Here is a 23,244-nt window from a genome sequence, read left to right on the forward strand (position 1 = left end):
AAGTTACGTCAACAGTCAGGTCCGGCGGGTCGTGCCGGTCAGTTTTCGGTGATCCCGCCGCCGTCGACGTGGATCCGCCGGGTGGTGTGCACGGCGTCCAGCATCCTGCGGTCGTGGGTGACCAGCAGCAGCGTACCGGGATAGGAGGCGAGCGCGGACTCCAGTTGCTCGATCGCGGCCAGGTCCAGATGGTTGGTCGGCTCGTCGAGCACCAGGAGGTTCACCCCGCGCGCCTGGAGCAGCGCCAGCGCGGCCCTGGTCCGCTCCCCCGGCGACAGGGTGGCGGCCGGGCGCGGCACGTGCGCGGCCCGGAGCCCGAACTTGGCGAGCAGCGTGCGGACGTCCCCGGGAGCCAGGTCGGGCACGGCCGCGCCGAAGGCCTCCACCAGGGGTTCGTCGCCGAGGAACAGCCCCCGCGCCTGGTCCACCTCGCCGACGACCACCCCGGGACCGAGCGAGGCGTTGCCCTCGTCCAGCGGGAGCCTGCCCAGGAGCGCGGCCAGCAGGGTCGACTTGCCGGAGCCGTTGGCGCCGGTGACCGCCACCCGCTCGGCCCAGCCGACCTCCAGGTCCACCGGGCCGAGGGTGAAGGCGCCGCGCCGGACCACGGCGCCGCGCAGCGTCGCGACGACGGCCCCCGACCTCGGGGCCACCGCGATCTCCATGCGGAGCTCCCACTCCTTGCGGGGCTCCTCGACCTCCTCCATCCGCTCGATCAGCCGCTCGGTCTGGCGGGCCTTCGCGGCCTGCTTCTCGGTGGCCTCGGTACGGAAGTTGCGGCCGATCTTGTCGTTGTCGGACGCCTTGCGCCGCGCGTTCTTCACGCCCTTCTCCATCCAGGCGCGCTGCATCCCCGCGCGCTGCTTGAGGGAGGCGACGGTGCCGGCGTACTCCTCGTACTCGTCGCGGGCGTGCCGGCGGGCGACCTCGCGCTCGGTGAGATAGGCCTCGTAGCCGCCGCCGTGCACCCTGACCAGCTGCTGGGCGAGGTCGAGCTCGACGACCCGGTTCACGGTCCTGGCCAGGAACTCGCGGTCGTGGCTGACCAGGACCGTCCCGGCGCGCAGGCCGGTGACGAAGCGTTCGAGCCGCTCCAGCCCCTCCAGGTCGAGGTCGTTGGTGGGCTCGTCGAGCAGGAAGACGTCGTAGCGGCTGAGCAGCAGGGAGGCCATGCCCGCCCGCGCGGCCTGGCCGCCGGAGAGAGCCGTCATCGGCCGGTCGAGCTCCACGGCGAGGCCGAGCTCGGCGACGACCTCGGCGGCCCGGTCCTCCAGGTCGGCGCCGCCCAGGGCGAGCCAGCGCTCCAGGCCGGCGGCGTAGTCGTCGTCCGCCCCCGGGGTCCCGTCCACCAGCCCCTGGGTCGCGGCGTCCAGCGCGCGCTGCGCGGCGGCCACCCCGGTACGGCGGGCCAGGAAGTCCGCGACCGTCTCGTCCGCGCGGCGCTCGCGCTCCTGGGGGAGGTAGCCGACCGACGCCGAGGGCGGGCTGAGCCGTACGGAGCCGTGCTCGGGAGGGAGCAGCCCGGCGAGGATCCGCATCAGGGTGGACTTGCCCGCGCCGTTCACCCCGACCAGGCCGACGATGTCGCCGGGGGCGACCACCAGGTCGAGCCCGGCGAAAAGCGCGCGGTCGCCGTGTCCGGCGGCCAGGTCCTTGGCGACGATGGTGGCACTCATACGCAAACGCTATCCGCCCGCCGGCACCACGACGCCACGTCCCATATATCCGTTTTGTCCGATTGAAGATCCAGAAGCACCCCGGCCGGACACCGCCGCGCGCCACCACCCTCACCCGCCGAACCCTATTCCCGACAAATCAGACATATTTCACTTATTAGCGAAAAATTTTTGGGCTTCGGCGATCGATGACTGACCTGGTGATTCCTGTCGGAAAACGTTACCTTACGGAAACTTAAACTCCCTTTTTTGTGGACTTCAGGCAACAGCAGTCGCTTCCGTGTCGTCTTATGGAGTGGGAACGGTCAAACCTGACTGTCTCCGAATGAACGGGGAGAAGAGGAAAGCGTCTTGATGAAACGAATCGCTATCGGTCTGCTGTCGGCGGCGGTGAGCGGCTCGCTGCTCCTGTCCGCGGGAACGGCCTCCGCGGAGCGAGTCGCTCTCAGCGTGCGCATCGACAACGTCAGCCCGAACCCGGTCGTCGTGAAGGGAGACGACGACACGAGGGTCACCATCGAGGTCCGCACCACCGAGGCCACCCGCGTCGAGCTTCGCCTCAGGCCGGTCTCCGACCAGGCCCGCACCCAGGCGGCGGAGGACCCCAGGCTCCTGCACAAGGGTGACCTGTGGCGCTTCACGACCAGCTTCGACGAGAACGACTTCGAGGGCCGCTGGGTCGCGATCGCCGACGCGTACGACAAGGACGGCAAGAAGGTGACCGACGAGGTCAACTTCTCCGTCGTACACGAGGAGGCCGAGAAGGCCGACACCCGCGTCTACCGGTTCTCCGCGAACCCCGAGAACGTCCGCAAGGGTCGCTGGGTCTACTTCACCGGCCGTCTCCAGGTCGACGACGACCGCTGGAAGGGCGTTCGCGGCGAGGAGGTGGAGATCTACTTCCGCAAGCGCGGTTCCAACACGTGGAAGTTCGTGACCTCCCCCGACACCGGCTGGCAGGGCACCTTCCGCGCCAAGGCCCGCGCGTACAGCAGCGGTGAGTACCGCGCGATCTTCGACGGCACCGACGAGCTCTCCGAGAGCCGCAGCCGGACCGACAAGGTTCGCGTGTACACCCGTCGTTGGTAGTGGTCTCGCCTGACGGTCGCGGCGCGACCGGACGGTAGCCGAAACACGGAAGCCCGGGGAGACCCGGGCTTCCGCCGTTTCCGGCACCTCCCGGCGAGGTCTCCCGCTTGATCCCCCGCCTTTCGGGCAGCGAAGGGGTACGAGGACCGGAGGGAAGCCGATGACGACGGGTGATTTCTACGACTACTCCGAGCTGCTGGAGGAGCACGAGAAGGAGATCGTGCTACGGGTACGGGAGTTCATGGCGCGCGAGGTCGCGCCCATCGCGAACGAGGCGTGGACCAACGCGCGCTTCCCCCACCAGCTGATCCCCGAGTTCGCCAAGCTCGACATCGCGGGCCTGGCCTACCGGGGGGCACGGAGCCTGCTGACCGGCTTCGTGGTGCTGGAGATGAACCGGGTGGACCCGTCGATGGGCACGTTCTTCGGTGTCCACAACGGCCTGGCGATGGGCAGCGTCGACCGGCTGGGCTCGGAGGAGCAGCGGGAGCGGTGGCTGCCGCCGATGGCGGCGATGGAGAAGATCGGGGCGTTCGCGCTGACGGAGCCCGAGGGGGGTTCCGACGTCGCGGCGGGGCTGCGCACGACGGCCCGTCGCGAGGGCGACGTGTGGGTGCTCAACGGGGCCAAGCGCTGGATCGGCAACGCGACCTTCGCCGACCTGATCGTGGTGTGGGCCAAGGACGAGGCCGACGGCCAGGTCAAGGGATTCGTGGTGGAGAAGGGCACGCCCGGCTTCGCCGCCACGAAGATCGAGAACAAGATAGCCCTGCGCACGGTCCAGAACGCCGACATCACGCTCACCAACTGCCTGGTACCGGAGATCAACCGGCTGCAGGGGGCCAACGGCTTCCGCGACACCGGCACCATCCTGCGGCAGACCCGGGGAGGCGTGGCCTGGCAGGCGGTCGGCTGCATGACGGGCGCCTACGAGCTCGCGCTGGAGTACGCGAAGACGCGCGAGCAGTTCGGGAGGCCGATCGCGGGCTTCCAGCTCGTGCAGGACCTCCTCGTGCGGATGCTGGGCAACGTCACCTGCTCGCTGGGCATGGTGGTGCGGCTGGCACAGCTCCAGGACGCGGGTGTCTACAAGGACGAGCACTCGGCCATGGCCAAGGCCTTCTGCACGGCACGGATGCGCGAGGCGGTGGGATGGGCCAGGGAGATCCTGGGCGGCAACGGCATCGTCCTCGACTACGACGTCGGCCGGTTCGTGGCCGACTCCGAGGCGATCTACTCCTACGAGGGGACGCGCGAGATCAACACCCTCATCGTGGGACGGGCGATCACCGGCACGAGCGCCTTCGTCTGAGCACGCCGCCCCGGAGGCGCCCGTCCGAGCGCCCTCACCCGGGAGTTCTCGTTCGTGTGCCCTCGGCCGAGAGCCCTCGGCCGAGAGCTTTCGGCTGGCGCGCGATCGCCGTAAGACCAGCTCCGGTCAGTGGTCGCGGCGGGTGACGAGACGGGCGAGGGTGGTCAGCTCGGCGGCGGGCCTGGACAGCGCGCCCGCCGCCACCAGGTGGCGCAGGGCCCGGGCGAGCAGCTCGTCGGCCTCCATCTGGGTCCAGGCCCGCCCGCCCGCGGCCTCGACGAGCTCGGCCGCGCGGACCAGCTCGGTGTCGGAGAACGGCCGCTCCCGGTGGTAGAGCCCGGCCAGCTCCCGCCCGGCCGGGGTGCCCGAGGTCAGGGCCGCGACGACCGGGACGGACTTCTTGCGGCTGCGCAGATCCGAGTGGACCGGCTTGCCGGTCGCCTCGGGGTCTCCCCAGATGCCCAGCAGGTCGTCGACGAGCTGGAACGCCAGCCCCAGGTCCCTGCCGAAGGCGACGAAGTGCTCGACCTGCTCGGGGCCGCCACCGCCGAACAGGGCGCCGAGCCCGGAGGCGCACCCCAGCAGGGCCCCGGTCTTGCCGGCCGCCATGCTCATGCACTCGGCGGGCCCGACGTCCTGGCGCTCCTCGAAGGAGACGTCCGCGCTCTGGCCGTCCAGCAGTTCCTGGACCGCGGTGCTGAAGATCCGGGTCGCCTCGGCGGTGACCGGGTGCCCTCCGGTCGCGAGCACGTCGAAGGCGAGCGTCAGCAGCGCGTCACCGGCCAGGATGGCCGGGCTGACACCGAAGACGGCCCAGGCCGTGGGGCGGTGGCGGCGGGTCCGGTCACCGTCCATCACGTCGTCGTGCAGGAGGGAGAAGTCGTGCACCAGCTCGACGGCGGCCGCCGGCCGGAGCGCCGAGACGGCGGTGCCGCCGACGGCCTCGGCCGACAGCAGGGCCAGCGCGGGGCGGATCGCCTTGCCCCCGCCGGTCGTGGACGGCCGGCCCCGCTCGTCCCACCAGCCGAAGTGGTATCCGGCGATGCGCCTCATCGACGCGGGCAGCGTGTCGGCCGCCGGGCGCAGGGTCGCCTCGACCATGTCCCGGCTCCAGGCCAGCACCTCGCCCGCGGACCGCCCGTCCGTCGACATCTCGATGGTCGTCATGCTCGCTCTCCCTCGCTCGGCGGCCGGTCCGAGGCCCGGCCTCAACCGTCCTCAGTGCCCGATCTCGACGTCTTCCAGGATTCCGAGCGCGTCGGGCACCAGGACGGCGGCGGAGTAGTAGGCGCTCACCAGGTAGGAGATGATCGCCTTCTCGCTGATGCCCATGAAGCGGACCGACAGGCTGGGCTGGTACTCGTCGGGGATGCCGGTCTGGTGCAGGCCGATGACCCCCTGGTTGTCCTCGCCGACGCGCATGGCCAGGATCGAGGTGGTGCGGGTCTCGGTGATGGGGATCTTGCTGCAGGAGAAGATGGGGACGCCACGCCAGGCGGGCACCCCGCTGCCGCCGACGTCGACGCCCTGCGGGTAGAGGCCGCGCGCGTTGCACTCGCGGCCGAAGGCGGCGATGGCGTGCGGGTGGGCGAGGAAGAAGCTCGTGCTCCTGCGGCGGCTGAGCAGCTCGTCGAGGTCGTCGGGGGTGGGCGGGCCGGTGCGGGTGTGGATCCGCTGCTTGAGGTCGGCGTTGTGCAGCAGCCCGAACTCGCGGTTGTTGATCAGCTCGTGCTCCTGCCGCTCGCGCAGCACCTCGATCGTGAGCCGGAGCTGCTGCTCGATCTGGTCCATCGGGTCGTTGTAGAGGTCGGCCACCCGGCTGTGCACCCGCAGGACCGTCTGCGCGACGCTCAGCTGGTACTCGCGCGGGGAGAGCTCGTAGTCGACGAACGTACCCGGCAGGTCGGCCTCCCCCGCGTGCCCGGCGGCCACCTCGACGGCGGCCTCGCCGTACTTGTTCCGCGGCCCCTGGGCGGCCGTCTCCCGCTGCCGCAGGTGGGCCTGGAGCGTCTCCGCCTGCTCGGCCACCTCCAGGAAGGCCTGCCGGGGCAGGACCATCGCCGTGCCGCCGGTGGCCGCCCTGGCGGTGAACGGCCACTCGCCCCCCTCGCCGACCAGCGCGTCGTCGCCGAAGTGGTCGCCCGCGGCCAGCACGGTCAGCACGATCTCGTCGCCGTACGGGCCGGTGCCGACCTTGTTGACCTTGCCGTGCGCGATGACCACGACCTCGTCGGCGGGCCGCCCCGCCTCCACGAGCACGTCACCGGCCTGGAAGTCCCGCTGGACGAACCGGCCCGCCAGCGCGTCGAGGACGTCGGAGTCGTCGAACCCGCGCAGCAGGGGCAGCTCGCACAGCTCGGCCGGGATGACCGCCACCTGCGACCCGGAGTTGGTGAAGCTCACCCGCCCGTCGCCGATCGTGTAGGTCAGCCGCCGGTTGACCCGGTAGGTGCCGCCCGAGACCTGCGTCCAGGGGAGCATCCGCAGCAGCCACCGCGAGGTGATCTCCTGCATCTGGGGAGTCGACTTGGTCGTCGTCGCCAGGTTACGCGCGGCGTCCGTACTCAGACTCAGCTGCGACCGGCCAGCCTCGAACTCCGTCACAACACACCACCGATCCGTACTCGTACTGACAGGGGAAGAAGACATGGAACAACCAGGGGGGAACGTCAATTACCCGCGACAGAAACGGCAGAATCGTTGACCCCCCGATGCGCGGAGCCGGATGCGGCCCGCCACCGTGGACGCCCCAATTTTGGGTTGCCCTTAAATATCTTGTCAAGCATTGAATACGATCCGGCCGATAATCAACAAAGCCGCTACCGCCAAATGCCCGAAAAATAGTGAATGTCTTATTTATATCGGCGACCCGGTTCACGTGGCCGGGTTGTGAGCTGGGAATATCCGTTATTTCAGACATTGTGCTGCGTATCCTCGAAGACCGGCAGGGCGCCCCGGAAACCCCCTTCCGCGCGGCGCGAAAAATCCTCCGGATCACCCCGAAGCACATGTGACGAAAAGGCGAAAAACCGTCCTGGGCGACATGTCCAACAAAAGACGAAAAACCGGCAGAACCGATCAGCGTGGCGGTTCCGGTGCGCGGCCCAGGAGTTCGGCGAACAGGTTCTCCCAGAGCGGCATGACCACTTCGGGCGTGTAGTCGCGCGCGGTGACGACGGCGGCGGCTCCCATCCGCTCCCGCAGCCCCCGGTCCTCGATGAGCCGGATCATCGCCGCCGCCAGCGCGTCGACGTCCCGGGGAGGGACGAGCAGCCCGTCGATCCCGGGGGTGAGCACGTCGGCCGGGCCGGTCGGGCAGTCGAAGGCGACGACGGGCAGCGCCTGGGTCATCGCCTCGATCATCACCATCGGCAGGCCCTCGAACCGCGAGCTGAGCACGTAGAAGGAGGCCTTGGCCAGCTCCTCGTCGAGACGGCCGGTCCGTCCCATCAGGGTGACGTTGTCACTCAGCCCGTGCTCCTTCAGGAGCTCGCGCAGCGCGTCCTTCTTCGGGCCGGTGCCGTAGATCCGCAGTCGCCAGTCGGGGTGACGGTCGACGACCTTGCGGAACGCGGGGATCAGCAGGTCGAAGCCCTTCTGCCCGACGAGCCGCCCGGCCGCGACCACGAGCCTGTCCTCCTGCCAGGAGGGCGGCCGCCGCACGGGGCCGACCGCGTTGGGGATGCGCACGACGGGGGTGCCGGGCAGGAGCGCCTGGTACTCCCTCCTGTCGGTCCCGGTGAGCACGGCCACCGCGTCCAGGTTCCCGTAGTGGCGGGCGATCGCCGCCCGGACCGCCTCGGGGTGGGTGGCCAGGTTCATGTGCTCCTGGGCGATCCTGACGACGCTCGCGGGAGCGCGCCGGGCGGAGATGAGGTTCAGCGCGGGACGGGTGGTGACCAGGATGCCGTCCTGGAGCGCGGAGACGTGGTCGATGACGGCCCGCTCCACGCGCTCGGTGAAGTAGGAGGCCGCGAACTCCCCGGCGGGCACGATCTTGCCGCGGATCCGCCGCCAGGCCCTGCGCCCCACCGAGTCCGAGGGCCTGCCGTCCCGCTGGTCCGACAGCGCCAGCAGGCGGACGCGCGCGTCGATCGGGAACTGGGGTCTCTCCCTCCGGCGCACCACGCTGACGATCTCTACCTCGTGCCCGGCGGCGGCCATCGCGTTCGCCTGGTTGATCACCGTGCGGATCGTCCCGCCCATGCCGTACGCGTGCAGGAGCATGTAGCGGATCTTCATGGGTTCGGAGACCCCGGGGGTCCCGGGTGACGTCACGTGGGCTCCGCGGCGCGCGGCAGGTATCCCCAGCTCTCGCACATCGGCCTGAGCGACTCCGGGATCTCCCTCTCCCCCGGCAGGTCGCGCGCGGGCTGCACGCTCCCCGAGCGGATCTTGTCCTTCCAGTCGCCGAGCCCCTTCTCCAGCACGGCCTGCTCGCCGTACGCCAGCATCTCCGGCTCCCAGGGGACGCCGAGGAAGTCGCAGAGGCGGCGCGCCTCGGTCCCGGGGTCGGCGGTCAGGTCCTCGTAGCGCACGGTGCACCCGCTGAGGGCCCCCCGCGCCCGCTGTACGGCCTTCATGTAGCGCAGGGCGTCGAGCGCCGCCTCCTCGGGCGTCCTCTTGCCCGCGCCGGCCTCGTACCACGAGCTCGCGACGGACGCCGGGTGGCGCAGCAGGAAGACGAACCGGGCGTCCGGCCAGCACGCGGCGATGCGCCGGTACGCGAAGGCGTTGGCCGGCGTCTTGTCCACGACGAACGTCTTGCCGCTCCCGACCAGCTCGCGGTGGAGCACGCGGTCCCACAGCAGGTGTTCCAGGTCGGTCCGCTCGTGCCCGAGCGCCCCCATGGCCTTCTCCGCCAGCGAGGTGCCGAACTCCACCCGGAGCCTGCGCACGTGCAGCTCGTGCGGGGCGTGCAGCATGGAGTGGGCGTTGAGCAGTGCCCTCAGGAGCGTGGATCCCGACCTCACCGGCGAGAGGATGAAGATCGGGGCGACCAGCAGCCGGTCGATCCTCGGGTCGGCGGGCGGCCTGAACGACTCCTCCGCGACCGCGGGCCTCCCCGGGGCCACCGGTGGACCAACTTTCCCTACTCGGTTAAGCTGGAATCCGGTCAGCCTGACAAGGGTGTCGTTTGCCTTGCGCTGCCAGTCCATGCCCAGGGAGGGTAGTCACCTTTCCTGGCATTTCACTGTGTGTTCACTCAAGAACACCTCTCTGTCCGCGGGCGCGCCCGGTCCTTGGGACAACGGCGCGAGCGGCCGGCGATTCACCCCTCCCACGCGGGGTAGTGACACGTTCCCACAGCTCAGAGGGCATGCGGCCGATCGGCGATCACGCTGCCCCTGGCTCGTCGTGCCCCGCGAGGAGGAGATCGAGTGACCCACGACGTACGGCCGGATCCGGCCTCCTCACGGACCTCGGCGGACGCCTCGTCCCACGACGTCGACGACGCCACCGCCGAGGCCCTGGGAAAGCTCTCCGAGGCGCTGGAGACGACCGAGAGGGCCCGCGGGCACCTCTACTCCTTCCACCAGCTGACCGGCCACGCCGATCTGCAGCTCGACGAGGCCGTGGAGCTGCTGCGCGCGGCGGGCCACCCCGAGATGGCCGACCTGGTGACCCGCGAGCTGATCGGCCTCGACGTCATCCCCGGCCACTGGACCTTCCAGATCGTCGAGGAGTACGAGGACGGCTACCACGACGTCTTCACCGGCGTGGAGAGACGGGTCAGGGAACGGCTCGCGGGCGGGCGCCGCCACCTCCACGAGGCGCGGATGAAGGAACGCCGCCAGAACTGACCGCCCCCTCGCCCTCGCCGCACCCGGTCGTCCCGGCTCCGGGCACGCGCTCCGGTCCGACGGGCGGGCGGGAGATCGTCGTCCGGGAGCGCGGCGTACGGGTCCGGTGGCGGGCACCGTACAGTGTGGGGCATGGGGATGGTCAAGACCGTGGGGCTGGTTCTGCACCCGCAGCGCGATTCGAAGGTGGCCATCGACACGATCGTGGAGTGGGCCCGCGCCCGCGACGTCACGGTGCTGGGGCTGCCCGACGAGGTCGGGCGCATCGACTGCAGCGCGGTGTCGGTCGACGGCGCCACCCTGGTCGACCGCGCCGACCTGCTCGTCAGCCTCGGCGGCGACGGCACGATGCTGCGCACCATGCGCCTCATCTCGGGGCGGCAGACCCCGGTCCTCGGCGTCAACCTCGGCAAGCTGGGGTTCCTCGCGGAGATCGACGTCGACGAGCTGCCCCCCGCGCTGTCGGCCATCGACAGCCACGCCTACACGGTCGAGCCGCGCATGGCGGTGCAAGCGACCCTGCCCGACGGCACCGCGGTGACCGCGTTCAACGACATCGCCCTGGTGCGGATACCGGGGGACGGGCTGTCGGCGGTGTCGATCACCGTGGAGGGGCACCCCTTCGTGCGCTACGCGGCCGACGCGGTGATCGTGGCCACTCCCACCGGGTCGACCGCCTACAGCTTCTCCGCGGGCGGCCCCATCGTGTCGCCGACGGTCGAGGGGTTCCTCGTGGTCCCCGCGGCGGCGCACTCGTCGTTCAACCGGGCCATCGTGCTGTCGGCCGACGAGCGGGTCGTGCTCGACCTGCTGCCGACGAGCGGCCGGCTGGCCGTGGAGGTGGACGGCACGGTGGCCGCGCACCTCACGCCCGGGGACGGGCTCGGCGTCACCGCGATCCGCGCCGCCGCCTGGGTGGTCAGGCTCGGCCCGAAGAGCTTCTACGACCGCGCCCGCCGCAAGCTCCGCGTCAACGGCAGCGCCGAGGTCGACTAGAACCCTCCCGGACGCCGGCGCCGAGGCCCGCCAGGCCTTCCCGGCCACCGGCACGGAGACAGGCCGGACCTTCCCGGCCTCCGGCGCCTAGGCAGGCCGGACCTTTCCGGCATTCCATGCACGCCCGTCAGGGCTCGCTCCGCACGCCCTCCGCTGGTCGCGGGCGTGGCGAGGACGGTCGGGTGACAGCGTCCGTCATGAAACTTTCATGCCCGGCTTGACAGCGGGAAAGCGCTTACCTAACTTGTGGGTTGTTCGCTCACATGTACGCGGATCGCATATGTGAACGGCGAGTGCTCGCTGGGGGGACTCCGAACCGCAGGCGTACCGGCCTGCCGGACCAGCAAGGAGCTCGACTGTGCTGTACAGAATCAACGGGAAGGCGGCCGGCGTTCTCGTCGCGGTCGCCGCCCTCGCCCTGTCGGGAACGGTGGCCGGCGTCTCCGCCGCCTCCGCCGCCGCGCCCGCGGCGGGAAACTACAACCTGGTGAACAACGGCAGCGGCCTGTGCCTGACCGTTCCCGGAGCCAGCTCGTCCACCGGCGTCCAGCTCACCCAGAGCGGCTGCGGCGGCTCGGGGCAGTCCTGGGCCGTGACCGGGAGCGGCACCCAGCTCAAGGCCGTCCACAGCGGCCTGTGCGCGGGTGTCCAGGGCGCGAGCACCTCCGCCGGCAAAGCTGTCCAGCAGGAGAGCTGTTCGGGCGCCTCCTCCCAGACGTGGAACCTGACCGAGTCCGGCTCGAACTACCGGGTGGTCAACGCCAACGGCGGCAAGTGCCTCAACACCAAGGACAACTCCACCTCCCCCGGAGCCCTCGTCCAGCAGAACTCCTGCGACACCGTCGCCACCAAGCAGTGGCGGCTCGTCCCCGCGGGCGGCGGCCCCGGCCCGACGACCACCCCCACCCCCGGCCCGACGACCACCCCCACCCCCGGCCCGACGCCCACGGTCACCCCCACCCCCGGCAACCCGGGCGGCCTCGTCGGCTGGGCGACCCAGGGCGGCGGCACCACCGGCGGCGGCGGCACCCCGCCCACCACGGTCAGCAGCTCCTCGGCGCTGAGCAGCGCGCTCTCGTCGAGCGGCGCGGCGGTCATCCGGGTGTCGGGCACGATCTCCTGCTCCGGGATGCTCACGGTCGGCTCCAACAAGACGATCATCGGCAACTCGGGCGCCACCATCGCGGGCTGCGGCTTCAACATCTCCCGGGCGTCCAACGTCATCGTCCGCAACCTGTCCTTCCGTGACTGGAACGACGACGGCATCCAGGTCCAGTACTCGACCCGGGTCTGGATCGACCACAACACCTTCAGCAACGGCTACGACGGCGCGGTGGACGTCAAGCGGGCCAGCGACTACGTGACCATCTCCTGGAACAAGGTCACCAACCACGACAAGTCCATGCTGCTCGGCCACGACGACGGCAACGGCGGCGAGGACCGCGGGCACCTGCGGGTGACGTACCACCACAACTGGTTCGACGGCAGCACCCAGCGCCATCCGCGCGTGCGCTTCGGCAACCCGGTGCACGTCTACAACAACTACTACGGCAACGTCGGCGGCTACGGTGTGGCCTCCACCGAGGGCGCGGGCGTCCTGGTCGAGGGCAACTACTTCGAGAACACCGACGACCCGTACCACCTCGGCGAGGGTGACTCGGGGCCGGGCACCCTGGTCGCCCGCAACAACCACTTCGTCAACTCCGGCAGCGGCCAGGCCGGCGGCAGCGTGGCCTCCATCCCCTACTCCTACTCCCTCGACGGCGCCTCCAGCGTCAAGTCGATCGTGACCGGCGGCGCCGGTGCCGGCCGGATCTCCATCTGACGCGTACTCCGTCCCACGTCTGACCCGCACCTGACCCGGGTCCGATCCGGGAGGCGGCGACAGCCGAGCGTGGCCGGGCCCCGGCGGGGCCCGGCCACAAGCTTTCCGGCCGGACCCCGTGGGGTCCGGCCACCGGCTTTCGCGCCGACCCGCTTTTACGACGACCCGCTCTCACGACGACCGCGCGGAAGGGGCATCCCGCCGCGCGGTCACGAGGATCACCGCCGTACGGTCGCGAGGGTCACTGGTGGGCGAACTGGGTGAGCGCGGGCAGCGCCCTGTCGGTGAAGTCGAACAGCGCCTGGTTCTCCCGGCCGTTGCCCGAGGACGGGTCGGCCGGGTCCCAGCCGTTGCCGGCCACCGCGGTCCAGGTGGGCTCCCAGTAGACGGCGCCGAGCCCGCGCCCGCCGGGCACGGCCTGCACCACGCTCATCACGTCGCGCAGCATCGCCGACCGGCCCGCCGGTAAGGATCCCACCTACAGCGTGCTGCTGCGCACCGCCAGCCGGAGGCTCGCCGAGCGGGACGTGTCGCTGGTGATGATGATCGCCGGGAACGACGGCGACCGCGACCGGGTGATCCGCTACCTGCGCGGCGGCCACGCCGACGGGGCCTTCCTGGTCTCCACCCACGCCGGCGACAGGCTGGTGGACGCGCTGGTGGACATCCCGGTGGCCGCCGTCGCCCAGGGGGCCGTCATCGGGCGGGAGAACGTGATCCCCTACGCGGCTGCCGACGACCGCGAGGGCGCCCGCAGATGACCCGCTACCTGGTGGGACTGGGCCGCGAACGGATCGTCACCATCACCGGCCCGCTCGACACCCCCGGCGGCGCGCTGCGGCTGGAGGGTTTCGCCGACATCCTCGGCAGGAAGGCGAGCAGGAGACTCATCGAGCACGGCGACTACACCCAGCTGGGCGGGGAGAGCGCGATGGCCCGGCTGCTGGAGCGCGCCCCCGACATCGACGCGGTATTCGTCGCCTCCGACCTGATGGCCGCGGGCGCGCTCTCCGCCCTGCGCGCCGCCGGGCGGCGGGTGCCCGAGGACGTCGCGGTGGGCGGCTTCGACGACTCCGCGGTGGCGCTCACCACCCACCCGCCGCTCACCACCGTCCGGCAGTCCCTGGAACGGGTCGCCGAGGAGACCGTACGCCTGCTGCTCGCCCTGATCGACGGCGCGGAGAACCTGGAGCCGGTGATACTGCCCACGACCCTCATCGTGCGCGAGTCGGCCTGAGCGGGCGACCTGACCCGGTGAGCCGAGCGGGCGGTTCACCGGGCGGCCTCACCGGCCTCACCGGGCGAGCGGCGGGGTCGGCGCGGGTGTCGGGATCCGCAGGAACGACGGGAACGGCGGGAACGACGGGGACACGGCTCCGGGGCCCCGGCCGCGAGATCGTCGGCCGGGGTGACCCTCGTGAGGTCCGGGCGCGGGCGGAGGGACCGGCGGGCCGTGGACGACTCCCTCCACGGCCCGTTGCCCCACGGTGGGGTCAGCGACCGGGTGAGGAGCCGTTCACGGTCAGGACGTGCTCGGTCTCGATCGCGGGGAAGGTGCCGGTGTCGACGATCCCGTGCTCGTGGAAGGCGGCCTCCAGCAGCGCGTGAGCCTTGGGCTCCAGCTTCCACAGGGCCCGGTACTCGCGGGCGCTGGCCAGGGAGACGCCGGTCTCGTGGGCGATGTCGGCCGCGCGGGGCACGAACTTCCGCTCGATCTGCTTGTCCCAGTATTCCCGCGCGGCGCGCATCAGGGCCGCGCGCTGCGCCGTGTCGACGATCGGCGGCGGGACGTCCAGCACATGGAGCTCGTCGTCGTCATCGTCGACCGGGGGCCGCAGCGCCGCGGGGCCGACCGCCACCGCGGGACGCTCGGGCTCCGCCCACGGCACGGGCGGGGTCAGGTCGATCAGGGCGGAGGTGTTGTAGAGGGCGCCGATCTGGGAGAGCAGCGCCTCCTGGCGCGCGGAGTCGACCGCGAGGCCGCTGTGCTCCACCGCCCGGTCCATGGCACGGTCCAGCTTGGTGAGGGCCACGCGCATCTTCCTGTCGGACGCCCCCGAGGCACGGAGCGCGCGGGCCCGCTTGGCCGCCAGCGCGACCCGGGTCAGCCTGCGGTGGGCGTCGACCTCGCTGGCCGTACGGTCGCTGACCTCGGCCAGCCCGACGCGGACCAGCGCGCGCTCGGGGGTGATCCGCCAGTTGATGCGGGCACGCCCGGTGATGCGGTGGCGTTCGATCGCCATGCCGCGCTCCCACAGCCACGCCGCCACCAGGGGGGCGGCGAGCCGGAAGATGGCCTCGGCGGCACTGCGGGCGTCCATGCTCGACAGCACGGCCGTCAGACCGGTGAGCGCCCACACGGCGACGCCGTCGATGCCCGCGGAGAAGTTCTCCCGCATGTTGCGGCGCGCCCGGACGGCGCTGGTGATGACGGCGACCTCGATGAAGGCGAAGAGCAGCAGCCGCAGGGGGCCGTCGAAGCCGAGCACGTCACCGGAGAAACGCCACATGCCCTGGGCGGAGACACCCGTCGCGATGCTGGCGGCGACGATGGTGAGGATGTCCTCCGCCGGACGGGGCGCGACGTGACGATGGTAGAAGCGGACCGCCAGGCGCTGGATCGCGCGCAGCACGAAATACGCCACGACCAGGAGGACGAGGGCGAACACGCCGATGATGACCGTGAGAACCGGCTGGTCCGATGCGAAGGCGGTGATTTGATCGATGGGGGGCATCAGTCACTGTCCGTCAGTCTCGATGTCCGACAGGATATCCAGCGATCATTCCAGAATGTCGGCGGCTTGTTCGCGAAACGGGCGCTCACCCGCGTGACAGATGTGAACACAGTTGCGATGAAACCCAGTAAAGATCACGACGACCGGACGGCCGGGCGGATATCGGTCAGGCGGTCTCCCCCCCGATCTCTTTCCCGATCTCTTTCCTGACCTCTTGCCTGATCGACGTCGGCCCGACCGCCTCGCCGAAGCGTCCGGCCGGGCCGTGGTGACGGCCGGAGCGAGCCGGCCGCGCCCGGGAAGGGCGGACCGGCTGCCCGGGTCAGAACGGCCAGCTCGCGTCGCGTCCCCTCTCCAGCAGCGGGATCAGCCGGAACGACGCGTCGGAGAAGCCGCCGAACTCGTGGCGGTCGCCCGAGCCGGTCGGCATCGCCGCCCGCCGGTAACCTTGCAGGTTGAAGCCGTACATCGGGACGCGCTCCGGCACCGCGCGGGTGACCTCGTCGCCGTAGTGGCCGCTCATGGTCTGCATGTCGGACAGGATGACGACCCGGTCGTGCCCGCGGTAGGCGCGCCGGAGCGAGGCGGCGATCTGCGTGCCGTGGCCGACCTCGCCGACGCGCCCGCAGAACCGGTCCATCTCCCTCAGGACCGACGCGCGCCGGCCCATCCTGTGGCGGAACACGCCGTCGGCGAATCCGTACAGGTCCACCCGCTCGCCGCGGGCGGCGAGCGTCACCCCGAACAGCGCCGCCGCCTGGACGGGCGTGACGGTCGAGCGTGCCGAGACCGCGCCGGAGGTCATCGACGCCGACGTGTCCACGAGGACGAGGGTGCGCCCGCCGAACGACGGCACGTTTCCCGTGGCGAGCGTGAGCGCCCTGTCCAGGGCGTGACCCCAGCGCGTGCTCGGCGCGTTGCGGTACGCGGAGTAGAACCGGAACGGCAGCTGCCGCGACCCGGCGACCTCACCGGGGTCGGCGAGCTTCGCGGCGACTCGTCCCGCCACCTCGTCGGAGACACCGGCCTCGTCGAAGTTCCTCAGGTTTCTGATCAAGGACATGTAGCCCATCGACGGGACGATCGCCTCCCACGCCTCGCGGTCCATCGGGCCCTGGAGCCATCCGGCGAGCGCCTCCCAGGTCATGCCCGCGGCGCGCAGGCGTCCGGGGTCGGCCAGGACCGCGCGTCGCGACTCGACCGGCAGGAGCGCCAGCCCCGCGCGGGCGCGCAGCGTCGCCAGCGCGTCGTGGATCGGCTTGTCGCGGCCGTGCCTGCGATCCAGGGCGTGCGCGAACAGCTCGCCCTGCCACGCCTTGTCCGCCGCCGGGGCGGGGTGGACGAGGTCGATGACGTCGGCGAAGCGGAAGCCCCTGGCGCCGGTGTCGTACTTGAGCAGGCCGCGCTCGGTGTACAGGCGCCGGACGGCGTCGGCGACGCCGCGCTTGACCGGCTTGGGGATCGCCCGCCCGTACGTGGACGTCCAGTAGGCGAGGGCCTCGCCGGGCTCGTCGGCGCGCTGAAGGACGCCGTCCACCAGCTGCCGGTTGAGGCCGTGCAGGCCCCCGGCGAGCCGCGCCCTGACCGACTCCAGCGCGGCGACGAGCGAGGCGGTCCGCATGTTCGCCTCACCGCGCAGCCAGGGAAGGAAGCGGGCCATCCACTCGCCGTCCTCGACCGCGACCTGGTGGACGAGCCGGCGAAACCGGTCGTCGCGGTCACCGGCCTTCTCGTAGAAGGTGTTCTCGCCGACCATGTTCGACACCGCGAGGAGGAAGAGCTCGCCCTTGGCGTCGCGGGCGTATCCGGGGGCGCCCTCGTGGGTGAGCCCGGAGGGAACACGCTCGGTCCTGACCGGGCTGGAGACGGCCGGCCGGTTGGTCGCGGTGTTGAACTTGGACATGGACGGGCCTTTCTCTGCGAATTCCGTACGTCACCCGTGGGCCGCGCGCCGGGAGTGCTCCTTCTTCGTCTTCTTCGTCTGGACGTGCTTCACACGGCGTGCCCGAGGTCGAAGGCGAGGAAGGTGACAAGGTGCTCTTCCTGGCTGAGCTACGCGGCCGGAACCGCGACCGGACTCGAACCGGCGACCGCCCCGTTAACAGTGGAAGTAACCCTCCCCTGCGCACCGGGCACGTGTGTGAGGCCGTACGCCTCCCGAGATCGAGGTGACCGCGGTCGCCCGGCCTGGCGGGCGGCGGCCCCGCTGAGTGGAGCCGCCAGGAATCGAACCTGGAAGTAACCGCGACCGGCGCACCGGGAGGCGCGTGGACGTTTCACCGAACCTCCCCGAGATCGAAGCCGGCGACGGAACGAAAGCGTGCTGCCCTTACACCACACGCCGCACGAGTCGGGCGGCGCGCCGGGAGTCGAACCCGGACCACTCGGTCCCATACCGAAGTAACCGCTGCCTTCGCACCGGGGAGGTCGATATGAATTCATGGTCTTCCCCGAGATCAAGATCGGCCACGGTCTCTGACGTGCTGCCGTTACACCACACCGGCCGAGGCCGGAGCCGGGAGTCGAACCCGGACCCTCGCTTTGGAGAGCGAAGTAACCGCTGCCTTCGCACCGGGGAAGCGCGTATCCAGTTGTCGGGGCCTCGTATTCCGGAGACGGCTCCGGCGTGCTTCCGCGATGCTCTTTCATCATGCTCTTCCCACGATGTTCTTCTCGCGTTGGACGACCGGTTTCGTTTCCGAACCCCGAGGCGTTTACAACGGTAGCGACCGCCGCCGCGCATCACATCTCATTATTCGCCGGAAAACAGGGGTCCCAGGGGTCGGCTAAGGGGCGAAAATGTCAGTGCCGGGAGAGACGATAGAAGGTGAACACGGGCCGAACTACCGACGGGGACGCGATCGAGGTTCCGCAGGACCTCCGCGCCTCCCGGGAAAGGATCACGTGATGACGACCCTGATGAACGTGTCCGACCTGGCACAGCTCCTCTTCGTCTCCACGCTGCAGGCCTCCGACCACCCCTCACCGGACCAGGTTCGCATGATCATCGAAGGCCGGATCCGTGCCTGCCACGCCGATCTCTCCGACTGCGCCGCCCTCGTCGCCCAGGAGGCCGGAGACCACCCGGAGGCGTACGCGAGCCGGATGCGCTGGGCCCTGTGCGAGGCGGGCCGGGTCCGCCCGTCCATCTCCTTCCTGGCCTGACCACGACTTCTCGACACCTGACCACGGCGCGGGGCCGCGCCACCACGTACGGCCTCCGGAGCGGGTCAGCCGGGGCGAGGCGAGGCCGAAGGAGAGAAGGCCGGGCCTCGTCCCGGCCTTCCCCGTGAGGCTCTCGCCGGACGCGCCGCCGGGGCGTAGCCACGGCGCCAGGCCGTCTTGGCGGCGCAGGAGGGCGCCGTCCGCACCCGGGTCCCGGGCCGTTCGCCAGATGGCCGGCCGGCGTCGTAGCGTCGGAGAATGGACGCCAGAGACGAAGCGGGCACCCCGCGCATTCCCGGATCATCGCCCGCTGGCGACCACCTGCCCGGCATACCGGAGGGAATCGGCGCACCGGAGGAAACCGGGACATCAGGGGGAACACGCGGGTCGCTCGGGGCCGACCACGCCCGCGTCCCCGAGCTGCTGGAGGCCACCCGAGCGTACGCGGTGCGCCTCCTCGGCGGGCTCGACGATCGACCGGTGGCGCGGGCACCGGTGCGCCCCGCGCCCGCGCCCCTGCCGGAGGCGGGGATCGGCCTGGAGGGGGCGATGGAGGAGTTCGCGAAGCGGTGGGAGCCGGGCTTCGCGGCCGGTGCGGGCCCCCGCTATCTGGGCTTCGTCACGGGAGGCGTGACGCCCGCCGCGCTGGCGGGCGACTGGCTGACCGGCACCCTCGACCAGAACCCCACCTCGGGCCTCGACTCGCTCGCCCCGGACCTCGAACGGGAGGCGGTCGCCTGGCTGCGCGATCTCTTCGGCCTGCCGTCCGAGCACGAGGGGACGTTCGTCAGCGGCGCGACCATGTCCACCTTCGCGGGCCTGGCGATCGCCAGGGAGTGGCTGGGCGAGCGGCGCGGCGTGTCGGTGGCCGAGGAGGGCGTGGCCGCGCTCGGGCCGGTGACGGTGCTGTCCGGAAGCCCGCACTCCAGCGTCGTCAAGTCGCTGTCCATGCTCGGGCTGGGCCGGTCGGCGATCCGGCGGGTCGGCCTGCTGCCCGGGCGGGAGGCGGTGGACGTGGCCCGGCTCGCCGAGGAGCTCGACCGGCTGGACGGAGCCCCGGCGATCGTGGTCGCCAACTCCGGCACGGTGAACACCGTCGACTTCGACGACCTGCGCGCCATCGCGGCCCTGCGCGAGCACCACCCGTTCTGGCTGCACGTGGACGCCGCGTTCGGCGCCTTCGCCGCGCTCTCCCCGGGGCACGCCCACCTCGTCGCGGGCCTCGGCGAGGCCGACTCGGTCTGCGTGGACCTGCACAAGTGGCTGAACGTGCCCTATGACAGCGCGATCCAGTTCACCCGCCGCCGCGACCTGCAGACCCGCGTCTTCCGCAACTCCGCCGCCTACCTCGGCCCGGTGGGCGACGACCCCGACTTCGTGCACCTCACGCCGGAGAACTCCCGGCGCCTGCGCGCGCTGCCCGCCTGGTTCACCCTGGCCGCGTACGGGCGCGAGGGGCACGCGGAGATCGTCCGGCGCGACGTCGCCCTCGCCGCCGGGCTCGGCGAGCGGATCGCCGCGATGCCCGCCTACCGGCTGCTCGCCCCCGTCCGGCTCAACGTGGTCTGCTTCACCCTCACCGGCTCCCCCTCCCCCGCCCGGATCGACGAGGTGGTCGACGCGATCACCGCGTCCGGCGAGGCCTTCCTCACGCCGACCGTCCACGAGGGGGTGCCCGCGCTGCGTGCAGCGTTCAGCAACTGGCGTACTACGGAGGCCGACGTGGAACGGGTGGCGAAGATCCTCCAGGAGGTCGCTTCCCGGCCATGAGGCGGTCGCGGCGATCCTCGCGCGCGTCTGGAACCCGTGCCGAGCACGGGCGCCCACGAGGCGCCGACACCCCGGGGCGACGGGGAACCATTCGGAGGAAGCGGAGGAGGTGGAGGAATCCGTGACCTTGTGACCTCGACTCCAAGCGGGTCCTGGACGGCCGGAGACTTCGGCTCTGCGGAATGAGGTCTCCGGCCGTCCGGTGTCTATCTCGCACTACTCGGCGACAGGAGGGATCTTGTGTGTGCCTGTGCCGAGATTACGCGCGTGCCGAGCGTCAAGCTCCGGGGCATGGATTGTTTCGGGTGTTCTCGCCGAGGTTGTCCAGACGTTTGCCCCACTTCTCGCGGCCTTCGGGAGTCTTCAGGCTGTTGATCTCGTCCCGGACCTTCTTGCCCGCGTAGGCGCCGCCGAGCGCTCCGGCTACCGGTTGCCCGGTGGCCACTCCGAGGGCCACGACTTTCACCCCGACCGTTGAACCGGCGACCGTGGCCACGGCGTCGATGATGTCGTGAGCCAAGGGGGTCTTCTTTTTCTTTCCCATGTCACCCCTTACTTCCGCGACCCTTGTGGGTCGATTGAACATATCTGAAAGGTAAGACATGGGATGGTTTATGACGATGACAGGTAATGTGGTTGTAGCTTCCCAGCCATAGTGCTTGATATTGACATTGGCTGTGTAATTTACTGACAAAGATGGGATCTCGGTGAATTCTCGGTGGTGGTCGCGCTCGAAATAGGTGTCTCGGAGCTGATCGCCGGCATTTTCCGGCCTATCCCGGCACAACCTTGCTCGACCGGTCCTTCGCCGACGTCAAGGCCTCGCCGGCCGGACACGACGCCTTCACGCCGGAGCTGCGGCGGGAGATCCGTGAGCCGCTGGTCAAGACGGGCGATCGGGACAGGATCGGGAAGGATCGGGACAGGGCGCGGGCCGATCTCCGCGCCCTGCTTCCCGATCTTGCCGCCGTCTTCGGTCCCGACCATCCGGAGACCCGGCATGTCCAGGTCCTCCTGGAACACCTGGACAGCCTCGGCCGCTGAGCCCAGCTGAGCCCAGCACCTCCGATCCGGCCACCGGGGTGGCCGGATCGGGCGCAGTGGTCCCGACCTGTACGGAACCGCTAAGAAACAGGGCCGTCAGGGGACAGGACTCCTAGGGGATCGTGTCCGCGCCGCCGACTCCGGCGCCCGCCGACGGCGGGGTGGACGACGCGGATCCGGCCGAGTAGGAGTACGACGGCCGCGAGACGGCTCCGTCGGCGCGCAGCCAGTCGCTCATGGTGCTGCCGCTGCTCTGCGCCCGCCGGATCGTGGCGATGTCGTAGTAGTTGCTGCCCGCCCAGGTGAGGCTCGCGTTGCCGAAGTCCTCGGTGATCGTCTTGGCGCCCTTGACGTGGTTGCTCTCGGCGTAGATCCTGCCGTTCACGCCCAGGCCGATGAAGTAGTCGTTGACGTCCACGTAGTTGGCGAACACGTGGGCGTACCCGAACCGCACCCTCGGGTGGCGGGTGTTCGACCCGTCGAACCAGTTGTGGTGGTAGGTGACGTTCAGGTAGCCGGTGTCCTGGGAGCCGTTGCTGTCGCTGTGGCCCAGCAGCATCGACTTGTCCGTGCCGACGTAGCGGTTGTACGAGACCGTCGCCAGGTCCGATCCCCGCTTGATGTCCACCGAGCCGTCGGCGGCCGGGTAGAACGTGTTGTGGTCGATCCACACGTGGTGGGAGTAGCACTGCACGTTGACGGAGTCGTCCGGGGAGTTCCTGAACGAGAGGTTCCGGATGATCACGTTCTGCACGTGGGTGAACCTGTCCCGCTCGGCGGGGTCGCAGAGGTCGCCGCCCCAGGCGACCTCCTCCGGGCCCCACCCGTTGACGTCGAGCCCGAACCCGCTGATCGTCGCGTTCGTCCCGACGCCGATGACGGTCTTGTTCGACCCGACGTCCAGCATGTCCGCGCCGCCACCGGTGATCGTGCCCGACACGCGGACGATCCGGGGGGTGTCGTCGGCGACGGCCGCCGCCAGCTGCGCGTAGTTTCCGACGGTCACCGTCTGGCCGCCCGCGCCGCCGTTCGTGCCGTTGCGGCCATACTTGTCGAGGGTCGCGAAACCCACCAGGCCGCTCGCGTTGCCCGGGTTCCCGGGGGTGGGGGTGATCGTGGGCGTCGGGGTCGGGGTCGGGCCGGGGGTGGGGGTGGTCGTCGGGCCGGGGCCGCCGCCCGCGGGGGCGAGCCGCCACTGCTTGGTGGCGACGGTGTCGCAGGAGTTCTGCTGGACGAGGGCTCCGGGGGAGGTGGAGTTGTCCTTGGTGTTGAGGCACTTGCCGCCGTTGGCGTTGACCACCCGGTAGTTCGAGCCGGACTCGGTCAGGTTCCACGTCTGGGAGGAGGCTCCCGAGCAGCTCTCCTGCTGGACAGCTTTGCCGGCGGAGGTGCTCGCGCCCTGGACACCCGCGCACAGGCCGCTGTGCGCGGCCTTGAGCTGGAATCCGCTTCCGGAGGCGGTCAGGTTCCAGGTCTGGCCGGTGGCGCCGCAGCCCGACTGCGTGAGTTGCACGCCGTCGGAGCCACTGGCACCGGGGACGGTCAGGCACAGGCCGCTGCTCGCGTTGACGAGGGTGTAGGCGCCGGGTGCCGGATCGACCGCGGCGGCGGAGGTGCCGAACGCCCATCCGGACGCGGCGGCCGCGCCGACGATGACGACGGCCGCGACCCTCATGACGAATCTGCTCTTCACAGCCGAACTCCTTGCTGGTCCGGCAGGCCTGGGTGACCTGCGCTCCGGATTCCCCCCAGCGAGTGCGCACCGCTCACATGTGTGAACACGTCCGTGTCGGCGGACAAGCAACACCATAGGAAAGCGCTTTCCAGC

At 70.7% G+C, this 23,244-nt stretch carries 20 protein-coding genes; 10 read left to right on the top strand and 10 right to left on the bottom strand.

The features are described from left to right. Positions 1-38: 38 nt before the first annotated feature. Positions 39-1,676, bottom strand: coding sequence for an ABC-F family ATP-binding cassette domain-containing protein (locus ACSC1Q_RS28900; RefSeq protein WP_436761841.1), 1,638 nt, complete (start codon positions 1,674-1,676; stop codon positions 39-41). Between the two features lie 354 nt (positions 1,677-2,030). Here ACSC1Q_RS28900 and ACSC1Q_RS28905 point away from each other — a divergent pair, with 354 nt between their 5' ends. Both ACSC1Q_RS28905 and ACSC1Q_RS28910 read left to right on the top strand, forming a co-directional pair. Continuing rightward, the gene (locus ACSC1Q_RS28905) at positions 2,031-2,765 is read left to right on the top strand and encodes a hypothetical protein (RefSeq protein ID WP_436761842.1); all 735 of its coding nucleotides are present in this window, start codon (positions 2,031-2,033) and stop codon (positions 2,763-2,765) included. Positions 2,766-2,925: 160 nt separating this feature from the next. Continuing rightward, a complete protein-coding gene (locus ACSC1Q_RS28910) occupies positions 2,926-4,077 on the top strand; it encodes an acyl-CoA dehydrogenase family protein (RefSeq protein WP_436761843.1) in 1,152 nt (383 codons plus the stop codon). A gap of 126 nt (positions 4,078-4,203) precedes the next feature. Here ACSC1Q_RS28910 and ACSC1Q_RS28915 read toward each other — a convergent pair whose 3' ends face one another. The 4 genes from ACSC1Q_RS28915 to ACSC1Q_RS28930 all read right to left on the bottom strand — a co-directional run bounded on the left by ACSC1Q_RS28915 (position 4,204) and on the right by ACSC1Q_RS28930 (position 9,152). Further along, positions 4,204-5,244, bottom strand: coding sequence for a family 2 encapsulin nanocompartment cargo protein polyprenyl transferase (locus tag ACSC1Q_RS28915; protein WP_436761844.1), 1,041 nt, complete (start codon positions 5,242-5,244; stop codon positions 4,204-4,206). Positions 5,245-5,295: 51 nt separating this feature from the next. Next, positions 5,296-6,681 (bottom strand): family 2B encapsulin nanocompartment shell protein, encoded by a 1,386-nt coding sequence (locus tag ACSC1Q_RS28920; protein ID WP_436761845.1) that lies wholly within the window; start codon positions 6,679-6,681, stop codon positions 5,296-5,298. Positions 6,682-7,155: 474 nt separating this feature from the next. Next, positions 7,156-8,355: a glycosyltransferase family 4 protein gene (locus ACSC1Q_RS28925; RefSeq protein WP_436761846.1), complete on the bottom strand. Its 1,200-nt coding sequence runs from the start codon at positions 8,353-8,355 to the stop codon at positions 7,156-7,158. Next, complete coding sequence (locus tag ACSC1Q_RS28930) at positions 8,352-9,152, bottom strand: sulfotransferase family protein (RefSeq protein WP_436761847.1); 801 nt, start codon at positions 9,150-9,152, stop codon at positions 8,352-8,354. The genes ACSC1Q_RS28925 and ACSC1Q_RS28930 overlap by 4 nt, the downstream gene beginning before the upstream one ends. 306 nt (positions 9,153-9,458) lie before the next feature. Here ACSC1Q_RS28930 and ACSC1Q_RS28935 point away from each other — a divergent pair, with 306 nt between their 5' ends. From ACSC1Q_RS28935 to ACSC1Q_RS28945, 3 genes are all read left to right on the top strand, one after another. Further along, positions 9,459-9,881: a hypothetical protein gene (locus tag ACSC1Q_RS28935; RefSeq protein ID WP_436761848.1), complete on the top strand. Its 423-nt coding sequence runs from the start codon at positions 9,459-9,461 to the stop codon at positions 9,879-9,881. A 132-nt stretch (positions 9,882-10,013) separates the two neighbouring features. Beyond that, the gene (locus ACSC1Q_RS28940; RefSeq protein WP_436761849.1) at positions 10,014-10,877 is read left to right on the top strand and encodes an NAD(+)/NADH kinase; all 864 of its coding nucleotides are present in this window, start codon (positions 10,014-10,016) and stop codon (positions 10,875-10,877) included. A 358-nt stretch (positions 10,878-11,235) separates the two neighbouring features. Next, positions 11,236-12,702, top strand: a complete 1,467-nt coding sequence (locus ACSC1Q_RS28945; RefSeq protein WP_436761850.1) for a pectate lyase family protein — start codon at positions 11,236-11,238, stop codon at positions 12,700-12,702. 241 nt (positions 12,703-12,943) lie between these two features. Here the strand turns inward: ACSC1Q_RS28945 and ACSC1Q_RS28950 are convergent, their stop codons facing one another. Then, positions 12,944-13,180 carry a glycosyl hydrolase 53 family protein gene (locus ACSC1Q_RS28950; RefSeq protein WP_436761851.1) on the bottom strand — a complete coding sequence of 79 codons (237 nt, stop codon included), beginning with the start codon at positions 13,178-13,180 and terminating at the stop codon, positions 12,944-12,946. Positions 13,181-13,187: 7 nt separating this feature from the next. Here ACSC1Q_RS28950 and ACSC1Q_RS28955 point away from each other — a divergent pair, with 7 nt between their 5' ends. Then, a complete protein-coding gene (locus ACSC1Q_RS28955) occupies positions 13,188-13,463 on the top strand; it encodes a type 1 periplasmic-binding domain-containing protein (RefSeq protein ID WP_436761852.1) in 276 nt (91 codons plus the stop codon). Further along, positions 13,460-13,939 (top strand): LacI family DNA-binding transcriptional regulator, encoded by a 480-nt coding sequence (locus ACSC1Q_RS28960; RefSeq protein WP_436761853.1) that lies wholly within the window; start codon positions 13,460-13,462, stop codon positions 13,937-13,939. Before ACSC1Q_RS28955 ends, ACSC1Q_RS28960 begins: the two co-directional genes overlap by 4 nt. A gap of 256 nt (positions 13,940-14,195) precedes the next feature. On the opposite strand, the gene ACSC1Q_RS28965 is transcribed toward ACSC1Q_RS28960, so the two are convergent. Both ACSC1Q_RS28965 and ACSC1Q_RS28970 read right to left on the bottom strand, forming a co-directional pair. Beyond that, entirely contained in the window at positions 14,196-15,437 is a 1,242-nt protein-coding gene (locus ACSC1Q_RS28965) for a hypothetical protein (protein WP_436761854.1), read from the bottom strand. Positions 15,438-15,759: 322 nt separating this feature from the next. Then, a complete protein-coding gene (locus tag ACSC1Q_RS28970) occupies positions 15,760-17,340 on the bottom strand; it encodes a vWA domain-containing protein (protein WP_436761855.1) in 1,581 nt (526 codons plus the stop codon). Between the two features lie 1,004 nt (positions 17,341-18,344). Between ACSC1Q_RS28970 and ACSC1Q_RS28975 the strand changes: the two genes are divergently transcribed. Further along, positions 18,345-18,602 (top strand): hypothetical protein, encoded by a 258-nt coding sequence (locus ACSC1Q_RS28975; RefSeq protein WP_436761856.1) that lies wholly within the window; start codon positions 18,345-18,347, stop codon positions 18,600-18,602. Between the two features lie 258 nt (positions 18,603-18,860). Continuing rightward, positions 18,861-20,372, top strand: a complete 1,512-nt coding sequence (locus ACSC1Q_RS28980; RefSeq protein WP_436761857.1) for a pyridoxal phosphate-dependent decarboxylase family protein — start codon at positions 18,861-18,863, stop codon at positions 20,370-20,372. A gap of 277 nt (positions 20,373-20,649) precedes the next feature. Here ACSC1Q_RS28980 and ACSC1Q_RS28985 read toward each other — a convergent pair whose 3' ends face one another. Next, positions 20,650-20,958, bottom strand: coding sequence for a hypothetical protein (locus ACSC1Q_RS28985; protein WP_436761858.1), 309 nt, complete (start codon positions 20,956-20,958; stop codon positions 20,650-20,652). Between the two features lie 203 nt (positions 20,959-21,161). On the opposite strand from ACSC1Q_RS28985, the gene ACSC1Q_RS28990 reads away from it, so the two are divergent. Beyond that, complete coding sequence (locus ACSC1Q_RS28990; protein WP_436761859.1) at positions 21,162-21,416, top strand: hypothetical protein; 255 nt, start codon at positions 21,162-21,164, stop codon at positions 21,414-21,416. Between the two features lie 112 nt (positions 21,417-21,528). On the opposite strand, the gene ACSC1Q_RS28995 is transcribed toward ACSC1Q_RS28990, so the two are convergent. Then, positions 21,529-23,109 (bottom strand): RICIN domain-containing protein, encoded by a 1,581-nt coding sequence (locus ACSC1Q_RS28995; RefSeq protein WP_436761860.1) that lies wholly within the window; start codon positions 23,107-23,109, stop codon positions 21,529-21,531. Between the last annotated feature and the right edge of the window lie 135 nt (positions 23,110-23,244).

Source organism: Streptosporangium heterodermiicola, assembly GCF_051390675.1.
Classification (GTDB): domain Bacteria; phylum Actinomycetota; class Actinomycetes; order Streptosporangiales; family Streptosporangiaceae; genus Streptosporangium.

Bases quoted from the DNA above. Each gene is read 5' to 3' on its own strand.
- ACSC1Q_RS28900 (WP_436761841.1), bottom strand. From the start codon at position 1,676: ATGAGTGCCACCATCGTCGCCAAGGACCTGGCCGCCGGACACGGCGAC.
- ACSC1Q_RS28905 (WP_436761842.1), top strand. From the start codon at position 2,031: ATGAAACGAATCGCTATCGGTCTGCTGTCGGCGGCGGTGAGCGGCTCG.
- ACSC1Q_RS28910 (WP_436761843.1), top strand. From the start codon at position 2,926: ATGACGACGGGTGATTTCTACGACTACTCCGAGCTGCTGGAGGAGCAC.
- ACSC1Q_RS28915 (WP_436761844.1), bottom strand. From the start codon at position 5,244: ATGACGACCATCGAGATGTCGACGGACGGGCGGTCCGCGGGCGAGGTG.
- ACSC1Q_RS28940 (WP_436761849.1), top strand. From the start codon at position 10,014: ATGGGGATGGTCAAGACCGTGGGGCTGGTTCTGCACCCGCAGCGCGAT.
- ACSC1Q_RS28960 (WP_436761853.1), top strand. From the start codon at position 13,460: ATGACCCGCTACCTGGTGGGACTGGGCCGCGAACGGATCGTCACCATC.
- ACSC1Q_RS28965 (WP_436761854.1), bottom strand. From the start codon at position 15,437: ATGCCCCCCATCGATCAAATCACCGCCTTCGCATCGGACCAGCCGGTT.
- ACSC1Q_RS28970 (WP_436761855.1), bottom strand. From the start codon at position 17,340: ATGTCCAAGTTCAACACCGCGACCAACCGGCCGGCCGTCTCCAGCCCG.
- ACSC1Q_RS28975 (WP_436761856.1), top strand. From the start codon at position 18,345: ATGACGACCCTGATGAACGTGTCCGACCTGGCACAGCTCCTCTTCGTC.
- ACSC1Q_RS28980 (WP_436761857.1), top strand. From the start codon at position 18,861: ATGGACGCCAGAGACGAAGCGGGCACCCCGCGCATTCCCGGATCATCG.
- ACSC1Q_RS28985 (WP_436761858.1), bottom strand. From the start codon at position 20,958: ATGTTCAATCGACCCACAAGGGTCGCGGAAGTAAGGGGTGACATGGGA.